Origin of the sequence: Lonepinella sp. BR2357 (genome assembly GCF_051851525.1) — a bacterium.
Taxonomy (GTDB): domain Bacteria; phylum Pseudomonadota; class Gammaproteobacteria; order Enterobacterales; family Pasteurellaceae; genus Lonepinella.
Genome location: NZ_JBPDVG010000002.1, coordinates 149,263 through 165,117, shown reverse-complemented (window position 1 = coordinate 165,117; position 15,855 = coordinate 149,263). Strand labels below are relative to the sequence as shown.

Annotated in this window: 13 protein-coding genes and 2 riboswitches; of the genes, 5 read left to right on the top strand and 8 right to left on the bottom strand. The window is 42.4% G+C overall.

Features of this window, described 5'->3' with window-relative positions:
* Positions 1 to 385: 385 nt before the first annotated feature.
* Together ycaO and ACTG7L_RS01990 are read left to right on the top strand one after the other, a co-directional pair.
* Positions 386 to 2,143, top strand: coding sequence for a 30S ribosomal protein S12 methylthiotransferase accessory factor YcaO (gene ycaO / locus ACTG7L_RS01995; protein ID WP_439287283.1), 1,758 nt, complete (start codon positions 386 to 388; stop codon positions 2,141 to 2,143).
* A 12-nt stretch (positions 2,144 to 2,155) separates the two neighbouring features.
* The gene (locus ACTG7L_RS01990; protein WP_439287282.1) at positions 2,156 to 3,037 is read left to right on the top strand and encodes a DUF808 domain-containing protein; all 882 of its coding nucleotides are present in this window, start codon (positions 2,156 to 2,158) and stop codon (positions 3,035 to 3,037) included.
* Between the two features lie 64 nt (positions 3,038 to 3,101).
* Here the strand turns inward: ACTG7L_RS01990 and ACTG7L_RS01985 are convergent, their stop codons facing one another.
* From ACTG7L_RS01985 to ACTG7L_RS01975, 3 genes are read right to left on the bottom strand one after another with little or no spacing between them, the layout of a single operon-like run.
* Positions 3,102 to 3,563: a glycine zipper 2TM domain-containing protein gene (locus tag ACTG7L_RS01985; protein ID WP_439287281.1), complete on the bottom strand. Its 462-nt coding sequence runs from the start codon at positions 3,561 to 3,563 to the stop codon at positions 3,102 to 3,104.
* A 17-nt stretch (positions 3,564 to 3,580) separates the two neighbouring features.
* Complete coding sequence (locus ACTG7L_RS01980; protein WP_439287280.1) at positions 3,581 to 3,901, bottom strand: hypothetical protein; 321 nt, start codon at positions 3,899 to 3,901, stop codon at positions 3,581 to 3,583.
* A 3-nt stretch (positions 3,902 to 3,904) separates the two neighbouring features.
* Positions 3,905 to 4,480 carry a VOC family protein gene (locus ACTG7L_RS01975; RefSeq protein ID WP_439287279.1) on the bottom strand — a complete coding sequence of 192 codons (576 nt, stop codon included), beginning with the start codon at positions 4,478 to 4,480 and terminating at the stop codon, positions 3,905 to 3,907.
* Positions 4,481 to 4,644: 164 nt separating this feature from the next.
* Here ACTG7L_RS01975 and adk point away from each other — a divergent pair, with 164 nt between their 5' ends.
* Together adk and ACTG7L_RS01965 are read left to right on the top strand one after the other, a co-directional pair.
* A complete protein-coding gene (adk, locus tag ACTG7L_RS01970) occupies positions 4,645 to 5,289 on the top strand; it encodes an adenylate kinase (RefSeq protein WP_439241984.1) in 645 nt (214 codons plus the stop codon).
* 326 nt (positions 5,290 to 5,615) lie between these two features.
* Positions 5,616 to 7,580: an LTA synthase family protein gene (locus tag ACTG7L_RS01965; RefSeq protein ID WP_439287278.1), complete on the top strand. Its 1,965-nt coding sequence runs from the start codon at positions 5,616 to 5,618 to the stop codon at positions 7,578 to 7,580.
* A 59-nt stretch (positions 7,581 to 7,639) separates the two neighbouring features.
* Here the strand turns inward: ACTG7L_RS01965 and thiP are convergent, their stop codons facing one another.
* From thiP to uvrD, 4 genes are all read right to left on the bottom strand, one after another.
* Positions 7,640 to 9,307 carry a thiamine/thiamine pyrophosphate ABC transporter permease ThiP gene (thiP, locus tag ACTG7L_RS01960; protein WP_439287277.1) on the bottom strand — a complete coding sequence of 556 codons (1,668 nt, stop codon included), beginning with the start codon at positions 9,305 to 9,307 and terminating at the stop codon, positions 7,640 to 7,642.
* Positions 9,283 to 10,296, bottom strand: a complete 1,014-nt coding sequence (gene thiB / locus ACTG7L_RS01955) for a thiamine ABC transporter substrate binding subunit (protein WP_439258347.1) — start codon at positions 10,294 to 10,296, stop codon at positions 9,283 to 9,285. The genes thiP and thiB overlap by 25 nt, the downstream gene beginning before the upstream one ends.
* A gap of 56 nt (positions 10,297 to 10,352) precedes the next feature.
* Positions 10,353 to 10,461, bottom strand: a riboswitch (TPP riboswitch).
* 53 nt (positions 10,462 to 10,514) lie between these two features.
* Positions 10,515 to 11,387 carry an EamA family transporter RarD gene (gene rarD, locus ACTG7L_RS01950; protein WP_439287276.1) on the bottom strand — a complete coding sequence of 291 codons (873 nt, stop codon included), beginning with the start codon at positions 11,385 to 11,387 and terminating at the stop codon, positions 10,515 to 10,517.
* A 16-nt stretch (positions 11,388 to 11,403) separates the two neighbouring features.
* The gene (gene uvrD / locus ACTG7L_RS01945) at positions 11,404 to 13,614 is read right to left on the bottom strand and encodes a DNA helicase II (protein ID WP_439287275.1); all 2,211 of its coding nucleotides are present in this window, start codon (positions 13,612 to 13,614) and stop codon (positions 11,404 to 11,406) included.
* Positions 13,615 to 13,726: 112 nt separating this feature from the next.
* A riboswitch (TPP riboswitch) is annotated at positions 13,727 to 13,828 on the top strand.
* A gap of 74 nt (positions 13,829 to 13,902) precedes the next feature.
* Here uvrD and ACTG7L_RS01940 point away from each other — a divergent pair.
* A complete protein-coding gene (locus ACTG7L_RS01940; RefSeq protein ID WP_439287274.1) occupies positions 13,903 to 14,958 on the top strand; it encodes an ABC transporter substrate-binding protein in 1,056 nt (351 codons plus the stop codon).
* Here the strand turns inward: ACTG7L_RS01940 and fdhD are convergent.
* Positions 14,955 to 15,779 (bottom strand): formate dehydrogenase accessory sulfurtransferase FdhD, encoded by an 825-nt coding sequence (gene fdhD, locus ACTG7L_RS01935; RefSeq protein WP_439287273.1) that lies wholly within the window; start codon positions 15,777 to 15,779, stop codon positions 14,955 to 14,957. The two genes, ACTG7L_RS01940 and fdhD, sit on opposite strands and share 4 nt — an antisense overlap.
* Positions 15,780 to 15,855 lie beyond the last annotated feature (76 nt).

The following is a 15,855-nucleotide window of genomic DNA, read 5'->3' as shown; positions in this document are numbered from 1 at the left end:
GGCAAAGACGGGGACCCCGTTTATCAGAGCGTTATTTAATTTCATTTGAAATTTAAAAATATTTTTTATATTTGCACCGCACTTTCATTACGCTCGATCAAATTGGGGCCCCGTCTGAACCGCCTTTGCGTTTTGGTATTTTTAGCTAAATTTTGCATGTCTGAGCGTAGCGAGTTCAAAATTTAGCGTTAAAAAAATACCAAATAAGCAAAGATAAGCGGTGAAGTCGGGGTGTGCTTTTCTTTGCCTACTTTCTTTTGCACAAGCAAAAGAAAGTATGGTCGCCCAGTGGGGCGAAATCCACACCTAAACAGCAAAAAAAAGTAGGTCGCCCTTTGGGCGAAACCCAATATTTATTTAACAAATTAACTAATAGGAAAATTTCATGACTCAAACCTTTATCCCTGGCAAAGACGCTGCCCTTGAAGACAGTATCAGCAAATTTCAACAAAAATTAACCGCACTTGGTTTTAATATTGAAGAGGCCTCCTGGTTAAATCCTGTGCCTAATGTGTGGTCAGTACATGTCCGTGACAAAGATTGTCCACAATGTTTTGCCAATGGTAAAGGGGCAAGCAAAAAAGCGGCGTTGGCCTCCGCTCTAGGAGAATATTTTGAACGCCTTTCTACCAACTATTTCTTTGCCGATTATTATTTAGGGCAAGATATTGCCAATGGTGATTTTGTTCACTACCCGACTGAAAAATGGTTTGAAATTGAAGATGAAGATCTGTTACCCGACGGAATTTTAGACGATTATTTACTCGGCTATTACGATCCCGAAGGAGAACTTACCCCTGAATTATTAGTGGATTTACAATCCGGTAATTATGATCGTGGGATTGTGGCCATGCCTTATGTGCGTCAATCGGATCAACAAACCGTGTATATTCCACAAAGTATTATTGCTAATTTGTATGTCTCCAATGGAATGTCTGCAGGAAATACGAAAAACGAAGCTCGTGTACAAGGTTTATCCGAAGTCTTTGAACGCTATGTCAAAAACCGTATTATCGCCGAGGCGATTAGCTTACCGAAAATTCCAGACAATGTGATTGCACAATATCCGAGCATTCAAGCAGCGATTGAAAAACTTGAACAAGAGGGATTTCCGATTTTAGCCTATGATGCGTCATTGGGGGGAAAATATCCGGTCATTTGTGTGATTTTATTGAATCCGAATAACGGCACTTGCTTTGCCTCTTTTGGTGCTCACCCTAATTTCCAAGTGGCTTTTGAGCGAACAGTGACAGAGCTTTTACAAGGTCGTAGTTTAAAAGATCTTGATGTGTTTACGCCACCGTCTTTTAATAATGGTGATGTGGCAGAACACGCTAATTTAGAAACGCACTTTATTGATTCCAGTGGTTTAATTTCATGGGATCTATTTAAACAACAAGCCGATTATCCGTTTGTACATTGGGATTTTTCAGGCACCACGGAACAAGAATATCATAATCTCATGTCTATCTTTAATGCCAACGGTAAAGAAGTCTATATCATGGATTACAATCACTTAGATGTGTATGCTTGTCGTATTATCGTACCTTCAATGTCGGATATTTACCCTGCGGATGATTTGGTTTACGCCAACAACAATATGGGCATGGAATGGCGAGAAATCCTATTAGATTTACCGCACTTCCACCATGATGCAGAGACTTATCAAGAATTATTGGATGAATTAGACGATCAAGGCATTGATGATGCCACTCGTGTACGTGAATTTATCGGTATCGTGCCACCACCAAAATCAGGCTGGACGACCTTACGAGTCGGGGAATTAAAATCCATGCTTTATCTGGCATTAGGCGATTTAGAATTAGCCTTAGACTGGGCAAACTGGACATATAATATGAACAGTTCGGTTTTCACGCCAGAACGTGCCAACTACTATCGTTGTTTAATCAGTTCAATTGAATTATACCTAGACGAAACGCGTGATCCTGAACAATATCGTGAAGTATTTGAGAAAATGTACGGCAAAAGTGCGGTGGATTTTGCTTGGTCTGCTGTTGATGGTGGCAATCCGTTCTATGATTTATTAGCTGATGATGAACATTTGCAAAAATTTGAAGCCCATCAAAAATTGTTAGCGGCTTATGCAAAATTGCAAAAAGCCAAACGTGAAAATTGGCAATAATAGGAAGTAAAAATGGCATTTAGTTCCTTATTTACCTTACTTGATGATATTGCTGCAGTCTTAGATGATGTTGCCTTAATGACCAAAGTGGCCGCCAAGAAAACAGTTGGTGTGATCAGTGATGATTTAACCTTAAATGCCACGCAGGTCAGTGGCAAAGATGTGGCGGCCAGTCGAGAACTGCCGATTGTGTGGGCAGTGGCCAAAGGATCCTTATGGAACAAAGCGATTTTAATTCCCCTTGCCTTATTGTTGGCCATTTATTTACCGTCTTTAATTAATATTCTATTAATGATCGGCGGTGCCTATTTGTGTTTTGAGGGGATGGAAAAACTAGTCCATAAATTCTTCGCCAAAAAACATGAAAATTTAGACCGCACTTCCCCAGAAACAGGCTCAAGTGAAAAAGAAAAAATCCGAGGCGCCATTAAAACCGATTTTATTCTGTCGGCAGAAATTATTATTATCGCCTTAGGTTCTATTCAAGAGGCCGATATATTAACCAAAATCTTAACCTTATTAGCGGTGGGCATCGGTATTACCTTTTTCGTCTATGGTTTGGTTGGGCTGATTGTTAAGCTCGACGATATTGGTTTATGGTTAATCAAAAAAAACAATATTGCTGCCCAACAGATCGGTAAGTTCTTACTGTTTTTTATGCCTTGGTTTATGAAATCCCTCTCGGTTATTGGGGTGATTGCCATGTTTTTAGTCGGTGGAGGGATTTTTGTGCATTATTTGCCCGTGCTACATCATTTTATTGAAAGTCTAGCCATTAATAGTAACTTTTCTTGGTTAACGGAATTTGTGGTGGGATTACTCATTGGGTCCATTTGCTGTCTGATTGTACTTCCATTAATTCACTTATTTAACAAACCATCTGAAGCAGAATAATTTCCCAATAAAAAACCCTTTGCACTATCGTCAAAGGGTTTTTCATCTGTAAATCAATGTAATATTACATAGCAGAAACGTTTAGAGTTGAACCACCAACGATACGGACTTTACGTCCCACCGTTAGGCTCGAATCATATTTTTGTACGACCACGATTTCACTGCCATCGTCTTTCTTGATAACTAACTCTAAAGAATCCACTTGAGAGGCTTTTTCTTCAACTTTGCTACCAATCATGGCACCAGCAATGGCACCAACGGCACTGGCTAACACTTGACCAGAACCACCACCAATGGTAGAACCCGCTACACCACCAAGCACACCACCACCTACGGTACCAATCACACCTTGATTGTCTGCTTGAATTTTAACAGAACGTGCGGAAACAATGGTACCATAAGAAATAGAACGTGCTTCTTTGGATTGATTACCAGAATACACATCACCACTGTAAATGTCCGTGTTAGCACAACCTGTTACACCGATTGCGGTAAACAGGGCTAACGCTAAGGTGATTTTTTTCATATTGATTAACCTTTAAATTACAAAAAGAGTCCAGTTCTTGATAACCAAGAACGAGATTCAGAGCGAGATACATTGTCTACGCCATTATCTGATACTCGTACACAAGAACCAACCACAATATCAGAATTGTATTGTACTGTCACTGCTGCTTGTTGCGCTGTGCTGTCTGATTTGTTAGCATCGCAATTATCTTGTGCAACCACTAATTTCAAGTTGCTACCTTCGTATTGTGCGGCTAACACGGTACCTTTATAAGAATTATCATCCGCATTATGATTTGCACAAGCTGATAATCCCATAGCAGCGAATACTGCTAATGCTAAGGTAATTTTTTTCATTCACTAAACCTCAATAATCGTTTTAATGTTATAGGGGTGAACCTTGATACACACTGGATTTTCACGTTTATCGGCAAAACTCACAGCAATAGAGGGATTTGGCAATTGCTCACCCTCGACTTTTGGTTCACTCACTTTGACATGTAGAGTTGTTAATTGGTTCCATAAAAATTTTTCTTCAAGACGACAAAGCCATTGTGAGATACTTTCCCCCTCATTAAATGGCATGACAATCTCAATATGTTCCCATGATTCCAAAGGATAACAGGTATTTTTAGGAAACGGTAATTCGACAATATCCACGGATTGCCCCAAAATGTGCAAAGGCGCATCTAACTGAATTAAATAAATGCGCCGCCCATTGACGATATTATCGCTTAAAATTGTACCGCACTTCGTCAATAACGCCAACCAATTTCTAGCATTATCTTCACTATTTACTCGAATCGCCACATGATCTATCTCATATTTCGCAAGATCAAGTTGCATGGCTTGGGCTAATTGATGAATTTGTTGTTGAAAATGCTCAAAATCAGCCTCAGTGGCTAAATCTGAACAAGTGAATAAAGAAACTGTCATTCTTACGTCCTATTAATAAGCCTAAAATATCATCAATCCATTATCATATCTCAATTATCGCTAAGAGAATATGAAAATTTCCCCTATAATACGCCTACTTGTCAAATGACCGAGATAAGGTTATATTGTCTGAAATTTTACTTTTTTAATTATTGGAGAACATAATGAACATTATTTTATTAGGCGCCCCTGGTGCTGGAAAAGGAACACAAGCGCAATTTATTATGAATAAATTCGGTATTCCACAAATTTCAACCGGTGATATGTTACGTGCTGCCATTAAAGCAGGAACCGATTTAGGCAAACAAGCGAAAACCTTAATGGATGCCGGACAATTAGTCCCAGATGATTTAATTATTGCGTTGGTGAAAAACCGTGTGGCCCAAACCGATTGCGAAAACGGCTTTTTATTAGACGGTTTTCCACGCACTATTCCACAAGCAGACGCATTAAAAGCCGTCGGCATTCGCATTGATTATGTGTTGGAATTTGATGTACCAGATGAAGTGATCGTTGAACGTATGAGTGGCCGCCGTGTACACCAAGCCTCTGGCCGTAGCTATCATGTGGTTTACAACCCGCCGAAAGTTGAGGGTAAAGATGATGTGACGGGTGAAGATTTGATTATTCGTGCGGATGATAAACCTGAAACCGTGTTAGATCGCTTAAAAGTCTATCACAGTACGACTAAGCCGTTAGTGGATTATTATCAGGCTGAGGCGAAATCGAGTGATACGCAGTATTTCCGTTTAGATGGCACCCAAAAGGTGGAAGAAGTGAGTGCGGAATTAGATCGTATTTTGGCGTAATAAAAACGGGTTTCACCGTTGGCGACCCTACTTTCCTTTACTTGTGTAAAAGAAAGTAGGCAAAGAAAAGCACACCCCGACTTCACCGCTTTTCTTGGCTTGGTTGAAATTTTCTTAACGGTAAAATCGCAACTTGCTACGCTCAGACAAGGCGATTTTACCTAAAAATTTCAAGTCGCCAAGGCGGTTCAGACGGGGCCCCGTTTACGGGCGTAAAGATAAACCAGTATTCTATCCAAAAATTACGCTCGTTTTTGCCATTTTCCTAAAATTTATAGATTTTCAGGCGGCAAAGATGGGGGTATTTCATTTACAGGAATCACATTATGTTCAAACGCATTTCAGGTCCTCTTTATCCTTTATTTATTTTTTTCCTCACCAATTTGATTCTCTTATCGATCAGCCGTGTTGCCCTTGGTTTATGGCAAAGTGAACGTATTGGTGAACTGGGAAATTGGTTCCAACTCCTTTTAAACGGTGTGCGTATTGATATTTCTGCACTCTGTTGGCTTTTTGCTCCGCTGATTATTTTAAGCGTTTTATTCAGTGGCAAAGGAAAAGCGGGACAGGTTGTTCAGTCTATCGTCAAAATTGGTTTGGTGATTGAAAGCACGTTCTTTTTATTTATGGAATTTGCTACACCGGCCTTTATTAATACTTACGATCTCCGTCCTAATCGCCTCTTTGTTGAATACTTGTCTAGCCCGAAAGAAGTGTTTACCATGCTGTGGAATGGGCATTTAAGCGCTTTAATTTCTGCCCCCATTTTAACCGCACTTTGTGCCTTTTTATTTTGGAAATTGGCCAATTATGCCTTTAAAAATGTGGCTTACCCAAAATGGCATGGGAATTTAATCACTCGCCCGTTGGTCTTTTTATTAATCGGTGGGATCACCTTTTTAGGCGCCAGATCCAGTTTACAACATCGTGGGATTAATCCTGCTATGGTGGCTTTTTCACCCGATCCGTTGGTGAATTCCTTGGTGTTAAGCTCTGGCTATTCCTTGCTGTTTGCGGTGCAACAAATGAAAGACGAGGGCAACGCAGCGGAAATCTACGGGAAAATGCCATTAGAAGAAGTGATCAGCACCTTAAAATCTGTACGCAACCGCCCAGATTCCGATTATATTTCAACCGAATTACCAACACTTACCCACAACCAAGCCACCTATCAAGGCAAGCCGAAAAATCTCGTGATTATTTTGGAAGAAAGTCTTGGCGCACAATTTATTGGTACATTAGGGGGCAAACCTTTATCGCCGAAAATTGATGAACTCGCTAAACAAGGTTGGTTATTTGAAAATTTATATGCCACCGGCACCCGCTCTGTACGAGGTATTGAGGCCGTCACGGCGAGCTTTACGCCAACGCCTGCCCGTTCCGTGGTGAAATTACCCGGTAGTCAACAAGGCTTTTTCACCATTGCCGAACTGCTCAGCCAACAAGGTTACCATACTTCTTTCATCTATGGCGGTGAAAAACACTTCGATAATATGGCGAGCTTTTTCTATGGCAATGGTTTCCAGCAAATTATTGATGAAAAAGACTACCTCAACCCTAATTTCACCGGCACCTGGGGCGTCAGTGATGAAGATTTGTTTGCGAAAGCCCATGAAACCTTTAGCCAATTACACCAACAAGGCAAACCGTTTTTTAGCTTAGTGTTCACTTCAAGCAATCACGATCCCTTTGAATTTCCAGCGGATAAAATTGAACTCTACGAACAACCACAGGCAACCCGAAATAATGCGGCGAAATATGCCGATTTTGCCACAGGACAGTTCTTTGAATTAGCCCAAAAAGCAGATTATTGGCATGATACGATTTTCTTGATTATCGCTGATCATGATTCTCGTGTGGGCGGTGCCGCCTTGGTGCCAATTCAACATTTCCACATTCCAGCGTTGATTTTGGGTAAAGACATTGCTCCAAAACGTGACCCTCGTTTAGTCAGTCAAATTGACATGCCAACGACGCTCCTTTCATTAATTGGCGTCAGTGGCAATTATCCAATGCTCGGCTACGATCTCACCCAACCCGCAGATCCAAATCGTGCCTTAATGCAATATGACAAAACCTTTGGTTACATGCGTATGCAAAATGACCAGTTAGAGGCGGTGATTTTACAACAAGGTAAACCGGCCGAAAGCTATGTTTATGCGAAAGACAGCGCCACCTTAACCCCAATCGCCAACAATGACGAAATGCAAAAACAAGCCTTAGCCTACTCGTTATGGGGAAGTTATGCCTATAAATTGCATCTTTATCGTTCGGCGGAAACGAAGAAATAATGACATCAGGCGCCCAACTCGGGCGCCTGATTTTTATCTTAGATCAACCTTATCAATAATTAGACGGATTTATCGCTTTCCACCCAAGAAAATACGACAAAACAACTCACTAACAGCACCAATGCCGTCACGGCGCCCTCCTCACCTCGATAACTGCCTAATTGTTGATAGAGCAAATAAGGCAAGGAACTAAAATCTTGATTGCCGAATAAGGCAATCGCCGTGAAATCCCCCAAGGACAAGCAACTCGCCAACGCAAAGGCATATTTCACCGGCTGACGCAAGGCTTGCCATTCAATCCATTTGAACCGTTGCCAACCTGTTACGCCGAGCGATTGGCAAAGGCGTTCATAATAAATCAGGTTATGTGTCATCGGCACCGCCAAAATTCGCATAACAAAAGGCAAGGCGAGTACGGCATTACATAAAATAATTAATCCAAATAATTGTGCGGTGGAAAATTGCCATTCTTTCAACCACAAAAATAACCCGGTTGCCAACATTAACATGGGAACAGCGAGCATAACCAAGGTAATATTGATCACGCCATTAGAAAAACGAGATAAGCCAATCCATTGTAATCGACGTGAAGATAATAACAGCCCTACCGCCAACAATAAGGCCAATAACGCTGATAAAGGGGCAAGGGTGAACGAATAACCCATGGCTCGCCATAAAGCGGATTGTTGCCAAACGGATAACATGGCAGGGGAAAATATCGCACGACATAAGGTATTCAGCAATGGGAGTAACAGAAAAGCGGAAAACAACAGCAATAAAAAAACGTGGCCGAATTTCACCGCACTTGATTGTTTCGCCACCCAATACTGCGATTGATCTAATTGCGTTTCAGTGTTTCGCCCTAACAACGTGCTTAAGGCAAATAATACAAAAAAACAAATGCCTTGCAACAGGGCAAATTGCGTGGCTTTAGCTAAATCAAAATCAAAAATAATCGCCTGATAAATCGCCACTTCTAAGGTGGTAAATTTCGGCCCGCCACCCAACACCAACACAATAGCAAAGCTCGTGAAACACAACATAAAAATCAACACAACGGTCGGCAAAATAGACTGACGCAAATAAGGCCATTCCACCCAACGGATAAACGCCCATCTGCGAATGCCTAATTGCGCAGCTAATTGATGTTGTTGAATGGGAATCCCCTGATAGGCCTGCAAAAATAACCGCATGGCCAAGGGAATATTAAAAAATAAGTGGGCAATCAAAATGCCACTGAGTCCGTAAATATCTGGTCGCCATGTCACACCAAGCCACGCACAAAACTGCGCTAACCAACCCGAAGCACCGTAAACGCCCAATATCCCAAATACCGCCACCAAGGAGGGCAACACAAAGGTGAGCGAGAACAGCCGTAACAGCGCCTTTTTTCCCCAGAATGGTTGATAGAAAAACGCCCGAGCCGACCAAGCGCCAAAGAATACCGATAACAATGCGGATAAGCCCGCTTGCCAGAAACTAAAAAAGAGGACTTGGCGAACATAACGTCCCTCGGTCACCACTTGCCATAATTGCTGCCACACATGCCCCTGTGAACTTTCACGTCCGAAGTCAAACACCGCAAACAGGCTATTGGCGTATAAGCTGAATAACAGCCCAAACACCAATAGCCCGCTCACATAATGTCGTCCTTTTAACTGGCGAAAGGTTTGTTTACCTTGCGCCCAAAAAGCGGACAGGTTTATTGACTTAAGACCGCTTGCCATTGTTCCGTCCAGCCTTTGATCGCCTGATCGGTCAAGTTATCAAAGGGTAAGGCTTTCACTTCAAATTGATGGGCTTTCAGTTGATCAAAGTGCGGTTCAATATTTGCTGAACTGACGGAAAGCATGACATTTTTCGGAATTAACACCTTTTGTGCCTCGGCGCTCACCATAAAATCAATAAATTTATCGGCACATTGATTCGCAGGGCTGTTTGGCTTATCAATTTTCGCCACGGTATCCACTTGATACAGAGCGGCATCACTGAATTCGGTGGCCATGTATTGGTCGGTTTTATCATGTAATTGGTGATAAATCGGCGAGGTGCTGTGGCTAAATACCACATCCGCCTCCCCTTTTAAAAACGCCCCATAGGTTTCCGTCCAACCTTTTCCGACCGTTACCGTATGTTTCGCCAAAGTTTTCCATGCTTGTTCCACTTGATCTGGCGGATAAACTTGATTTAACCAAACCAAAAACCCCCGTCCCATACTGCTGGTGCGAGGATCTTGATAGATCACCCGCAAATCTTGGCGTTCCACTAATTCTTTCAAGGTTTTCGGCGGGTTAGTAAGTTTATTTTTATCATAAATAAAGGCAAACTGGCCAAATTCATAGGGAATAAAGGTTTGATCTTGCCAAGCAAAAGGCAAGGAAAGTGCGGTTAAATCCACCGCAGTTTTGGCAAATAAACCGCTTTTCTGTGCGGCCTCTTGTTGGAAATTATCCAATCCAATCACCACATCAGCCGGCGTTTTTTTACCGTCCACACGTAAACGGTTAAACATGGTATTACGACTATCAAAGACTTTATAGATAACGGAACATTGCGGGTTGGCACTTTCAAAAAGCTGTTTGACTTCATTGCCGGGTCCCCAATCCGCCCCAAAGAACTCCTCGGTATAGACGGTCAGTGGTTGTAAAGACGCCAATACGCTAGTGGAAATGGCAGAAAGTGCGGTGAAAAAAGACAGTGTTTTTACTCTAGACATAAAAAATCCTTTAATGATGATTAAAGGAATTTAAGTGCGGTCAAAATAGACAATATTTTTTGACGTTTCCCAAATCCCTACGCTGATATTACTCGGTTCAGGTTCTACGGGTATTTTCTCAGCCTGATTAACCTAATGGTTAACTCTGCACCCCGATGAGAACAGCATTAGTTTAATCGTTTTTATGCGACTTTGACAACTAACTTGCTCATAAAACATTAACTTTTTTGCCGAATTCGCAACACACCGTCAAATATCAATAACAAAATAGAAATAAATAAGCCCGCCATTAACAGGTAGGAATCACTTTCTAAACGTTCGCCAATTAAAAATGACACGGTAAACATGCTAAAGGGTTCGAGGTAACTCAATAAACCAAATAAATTCATTGGCAAGGATTGGCTCGCCAACACATACACGCCTAAAGCCACCGCACCGACAATGCCTAACACGGCAAGCCAAATATAAATAGCGGGATTTTGTGATTGAATCCAACTCATGTCGGCTTGGCTTGCCAAATAAATGGAAATGGGTAATAGCAAGATCATTTCCATCACAAAGCTAGAAAAATGTAAAATATTAAAACGACGACGAATCACAAAATACAGCGGATAACCCAAACAAGCCAAGGCACTTTCCCATGAAAAAGTGCCTGATAAAATAATCTTGCTTAACACGCCAATGGCCGCAAACAACACCGCATAGGCTTTGATTTTGGAAATCCGTTCTTTGTATAAAAAGCGCCCAATTAACACCATAATTAACGGCATTAATAAATACCCCATGGACACTTCAATGGCTCGGTTATTCACTGGCGCCCACAAGAACAACCACATTTGGATCCCCATATTGGCACTCGTGACCAATAACACTAACCATAAATGGGGTTGATTTTTGAGCTGAATCAGAAATTGCCAGAATACCTGATGTTGTTTAATCACATAAAGCATAACCAGTAAAAAAGGCAACGTGACCAAGGTGCGCCAACCCAATAACACATCGCCCGCCATAGGTTGTAACACCGTTGAAAGGTAATAAATAACGCCAAATAACAGCGATGCCGTGACGGAAAAAATCACCCCTTTTATCATATTTCGCCTTATTTCGTTAAATCTGTTCTAACTTGGCCAAATGCGCAATCAGCCATTTAATCCCTTGCCCTTGGAAAGCAATTTGTAACCTGGTATTGTTGTCCTCACCCTCAATATTAATAATGGTGCCTTGACCAAATTTAGCGTGACGCACTTTTTGGCCTTTTTTCCAACCTCCGCTATTTTGTTCAAAAAGACGGTTATTTTGCACCGCACTTTGCGTGGCATGATCGTCCACTTTTTGCTGATTATAGGCTCTCGTCACCGTGCCACGTAAACGAATGGTTTGTAAACAGGCTTCTGGCAGTTCATTAATAAAACGAGAGGGAAGATGTTGTTCTTGAGTATTATATAAACGGCGACTTTCCGCATAGCAAATCGTCAATTTTTGCTTGGCTCGGGTAATTCCTACATAGGCCAAACGGCGTTCTTCTTCCAATCGTTCTAAATCAAATAAGGATTGTTTACTTGGGAAAATCCCCTCCTCAACGCCCACCATAAATACCCGTGGAAATTCCAAGCCTTTGGCGGAATGCAAGGTCATCATTTGTACGCAAGATTGGTGTGGACTGGCTTGCTCCTCACCGGCCTCTAAGGATGCATGGGTTAAAAAGGCGGTGAGATCGGTCATGTCCTCCGCCTCCGCAGGCTTAATAAATTCACGAGTAGCAGACACCAATTCTTCCAAGTTTTCGATCCGCACTTCGCCTTTATCGCCTTTTTCCTCTTGGTACATTTTATACAAACCCGATTGCTTAATCACAAAATCTGTTTGCTCAAATAAAGGCATTTGGCTGGTATCTAATGCCAAGGCGTTAATTAATTCCACAAAACGCAACAACGCCGTGGCCGCTCGCCCTGCCAATTTGTTATCGGTAATCGCCACTTGAGTGGCTTGCCACAAGGTAATTTGACGTTCACGAGTAAGTTCACGCAAGGTTTCCAAGGTGCGCTCACCAATGCCACGGGTTGGCGTGTTAATCACACGTTCAAAGGCGGCGTCATCATGCGGATTATTCACCAAGCGTAAATACGCCAAGGCATCTTTAATTTCTTGTCGCTCGAAGAATCGCATACCGCCATAAATACGATAAGGAATATCCGCTCGAATAAAGGCCTCCTCCAACACCCGAGATTGGCTGTTGCTGCGATATAACACAGCGCAATCATGTAATTGTCCACCATCTTCTAGCCAGATTTTCACTTGCGCCGATACAAACAAGGCCTCGTCTAATTCATTAAACGCCGCATAGATCCCGACGGGTTCCCCTTGCTCGCCGCTGGTCCACAGGTTCTTGCCTAACCGATTGCTATTATTGGTAATTAATTGGTTCGCCGATTGTAAAATATTGCCCGTTGAACGGTAATTTTGTTCCAAGCGAATGGTTTGCGCTTGATGAAAATCACGTAAAAAGCGTTGAATATTCTCAATTTGCGCCCCACGCCAACCGTAAATAGATTGGTCATCATCCCCCACAATCATCACCTGACCCGTTTTGCCTGCGAGTAATTTGATCCACGCATATTGAATCGTATTAGTGTCCTGAAATTCGTCTACCAAAATTTGACTAAAACGGCGTTGATAACTTTGTAAAATCAACGGATTATGCGCAAATAATTCATAGGCTCGCAACAAAATTTCAGCAAAGTCCACTAAACCCGAACGATCACAGGTTTCTTGATAGATCTGATAAATCCGCACCCATTCTTGCGTTTCTCGGTTGTGGCTGACTTCAATTTGATGGGGGCGTAATCCCTCGTCTTTTTGCTTATTAATAAACCAACAGGCCTGTTTCGGCGGGAAATTTTTCTCGTCATAGCCGTGTAATTTCAACAGCCGTTTAACCAAGCGCAGTTGATCTTCACTGTCTAAAATTTGGAAATCCTGTGGCAATTTGGCGTCGGCATAATGGGAACGCAATAAACGGTGGGCAATGCTATGAAACGTCCCCACCCACATAGAAAATAGATTACGTTGCGAATATTGCGCCAAAGTAGATTGGATTCGCTGACGCATTTCGGCAGCGGCTTTGTTGGTAAAGGTCACCGCCATAATGCTCCCCTCGGTAATATTTTCTACCGCAACCAACCAAGCCACACGGTGCGTTAACACACGGGTTTTACCACTACCCGCCCCCGCTAACACAAGATAATTCCCCAACGGCGCGGAAACCGCCTCACGTTGTTTATCATTTAATCCATCCAGTAATTCTGAAATATCTGCCATAACGATCACTTTTATCTGTTTTTATTTACAGTGCAGTATAGCGAGTTTTTTCACGGAAAACAATTAAAATTTTATGCTTTACAACAACAAAATTCGATCATATAGTAAGGCTCGTAGTTAGTCGGGGTGCGACCCTTTTTTAATGAGTCGCTGAGAAAATACCCGTGAACCTGATACAGTTAATGCTGACGTAGGAAACTAACGGACGGAACATCAATCATCTTTTTGTCCCATTCTTAGCCAAATTCCTGTTAGCTTATTTTAATCATCAACATTAAGGATAAGTTAATGCAAAACCCTATCAAAACCAGTCTAAAATACACCGCACTTTGTACTGCTTTAGTGGCAATGAACCCCCTTTCTCATGCTTATGCAGAGGGCAAACTGACGGTATATTGCAGTGTGCAAAATACCACTTGCGAAAAAGTGACCCAAGCCTTTGCTAAAAAGTACAATGTGGACGCTAAATTTATCCGTGATAGCACGGGAATTGTGCTAGGCAAAATCAAAGCAGAAAAGAAAAATCCACAAGCCGACGTATGGTATGGCGGTACACTAGAGCCACATTTGCAAGCAGCCGATCAAGGTTTGCTCGAACCCTATCGTTCCCCTTTACAAGCGGATGTGATGCCTCAATTTCAACCGCTGATGACCAAACTGAATCATCATATTTCCATTGTCTATTTAATGGAATTAGCGATCGGGGTAAACACGGAAAAACTGGCTAAATTAGGCATTCAAGCACCCAAATGCTTTGCCGATTTGCTCGATCCCGCTTTTCACGATCAGGTGCAATATCCCGATCCTCGGGTGTCTGGCACGGGCTATTCCTTTTTAAGTACCTTAGTGCAACTTTGGGGCGAAGAAAAAGCCTTTGATTATTTCCAAAAACTGCACCATAACGTGACACAGTATACCAAAAGCGGTTTAGCCACCAATCGACTCTCCACGGGCGAAGTCGCCGTAGACATCAGCTTTATGCACAGTTATGTCAGAGAAAAAGACAAAGGCGCCCCTGTAAAAGGGATTTTACCGTGCGAGGGGGCGGGTTATACGTTGGGGGCGGCGAGTATCATTAAAGGGGCCAGAAATCCTGATAACGCCAAATTATTTATTGATTGGGTGATGAGTCCAGAGGCTCAGGAAATTCCATGGCGACAAGGTGATTCTTATCAAATCCCCACCAATATTCACGCTCAACCGTCACCGAAAGCGAGCGATCCGACCAAATTAAAACTCATTGATATTGATTTTATTCGTTTTGGTTCGGATAAAGAAAGTAAACGTTTGTTAGAAAAATGGTTCGAGGTGACCAAAACCCAATCGGATACGCCAAAAAATTAATCGCATTTTAACCGCACTTCGCCGTGATAAATCGTGGCTCGCCCTGTTCGTGCAAAACCGATCAGGGTGAGATCGCAATCTTGCGCCATGTTTACCGCAAGATCGGTGCTAGCCGAAATCGCCACCAGCATTTCAATACCGCATGTCACGGTTTTTTGCACCATTTCATAGCTCGCTCGACTGGTCACTAACACCAAGCCTTGGGGTTTGCCAGTTTTGGCGTGCCAACCTAACAATTTATCCAATGCCACATGTCGCCCTACATCTTCCCGAATCGCCAACAACTTGCCTTGCGGATCGAAAAACGCCGCCGCATGGGTTGACCCCGTTTGTTTGCCTAACATTTGCGCCTGTTGAATTTGCGTTAAACAGTCGTCTAATCGGTGAATATCAAAGGTCAACGTGTGGTGTAATTTCGCCAATTTTTTGCTCACTTGGCTTAATTGTTCTGAACCGCAAATGCCGCAGCCTGTTCTGCCTGTCAAGGTACGGCGGTGTTCTTTCAAACGCATAAAACAACGGCTCGCCAATTCAATATGCACTTCAATACCTTGACAACTTTCCACCCTATCCACGCCATAAATATCCGCCGGCTTGTCAATAATCCCCTCGGTTAAAGAAAACCCGTAAGCAAAATCCTCCAGATCGCTCGGCGTACACATCATCACGGTGTGAGAAATGCCGTTATAGACTAGAGCGACAGGGGTTTCTACGGCTAAAAAGTCTGCTTGGGTTTGTATTGTTAATTCTCCCTCTGAGGATTTTCTCAAAGTATGAATCTGACGTTGTTGGTATGCGGGAAAAGCGTTTGTTTGAAACATAGATTCTGTAAAATTGACCATTTTTAGATGTAAAGATTCTACCGATTAATCAAAGAAACTGCAATGTTAATCCAAT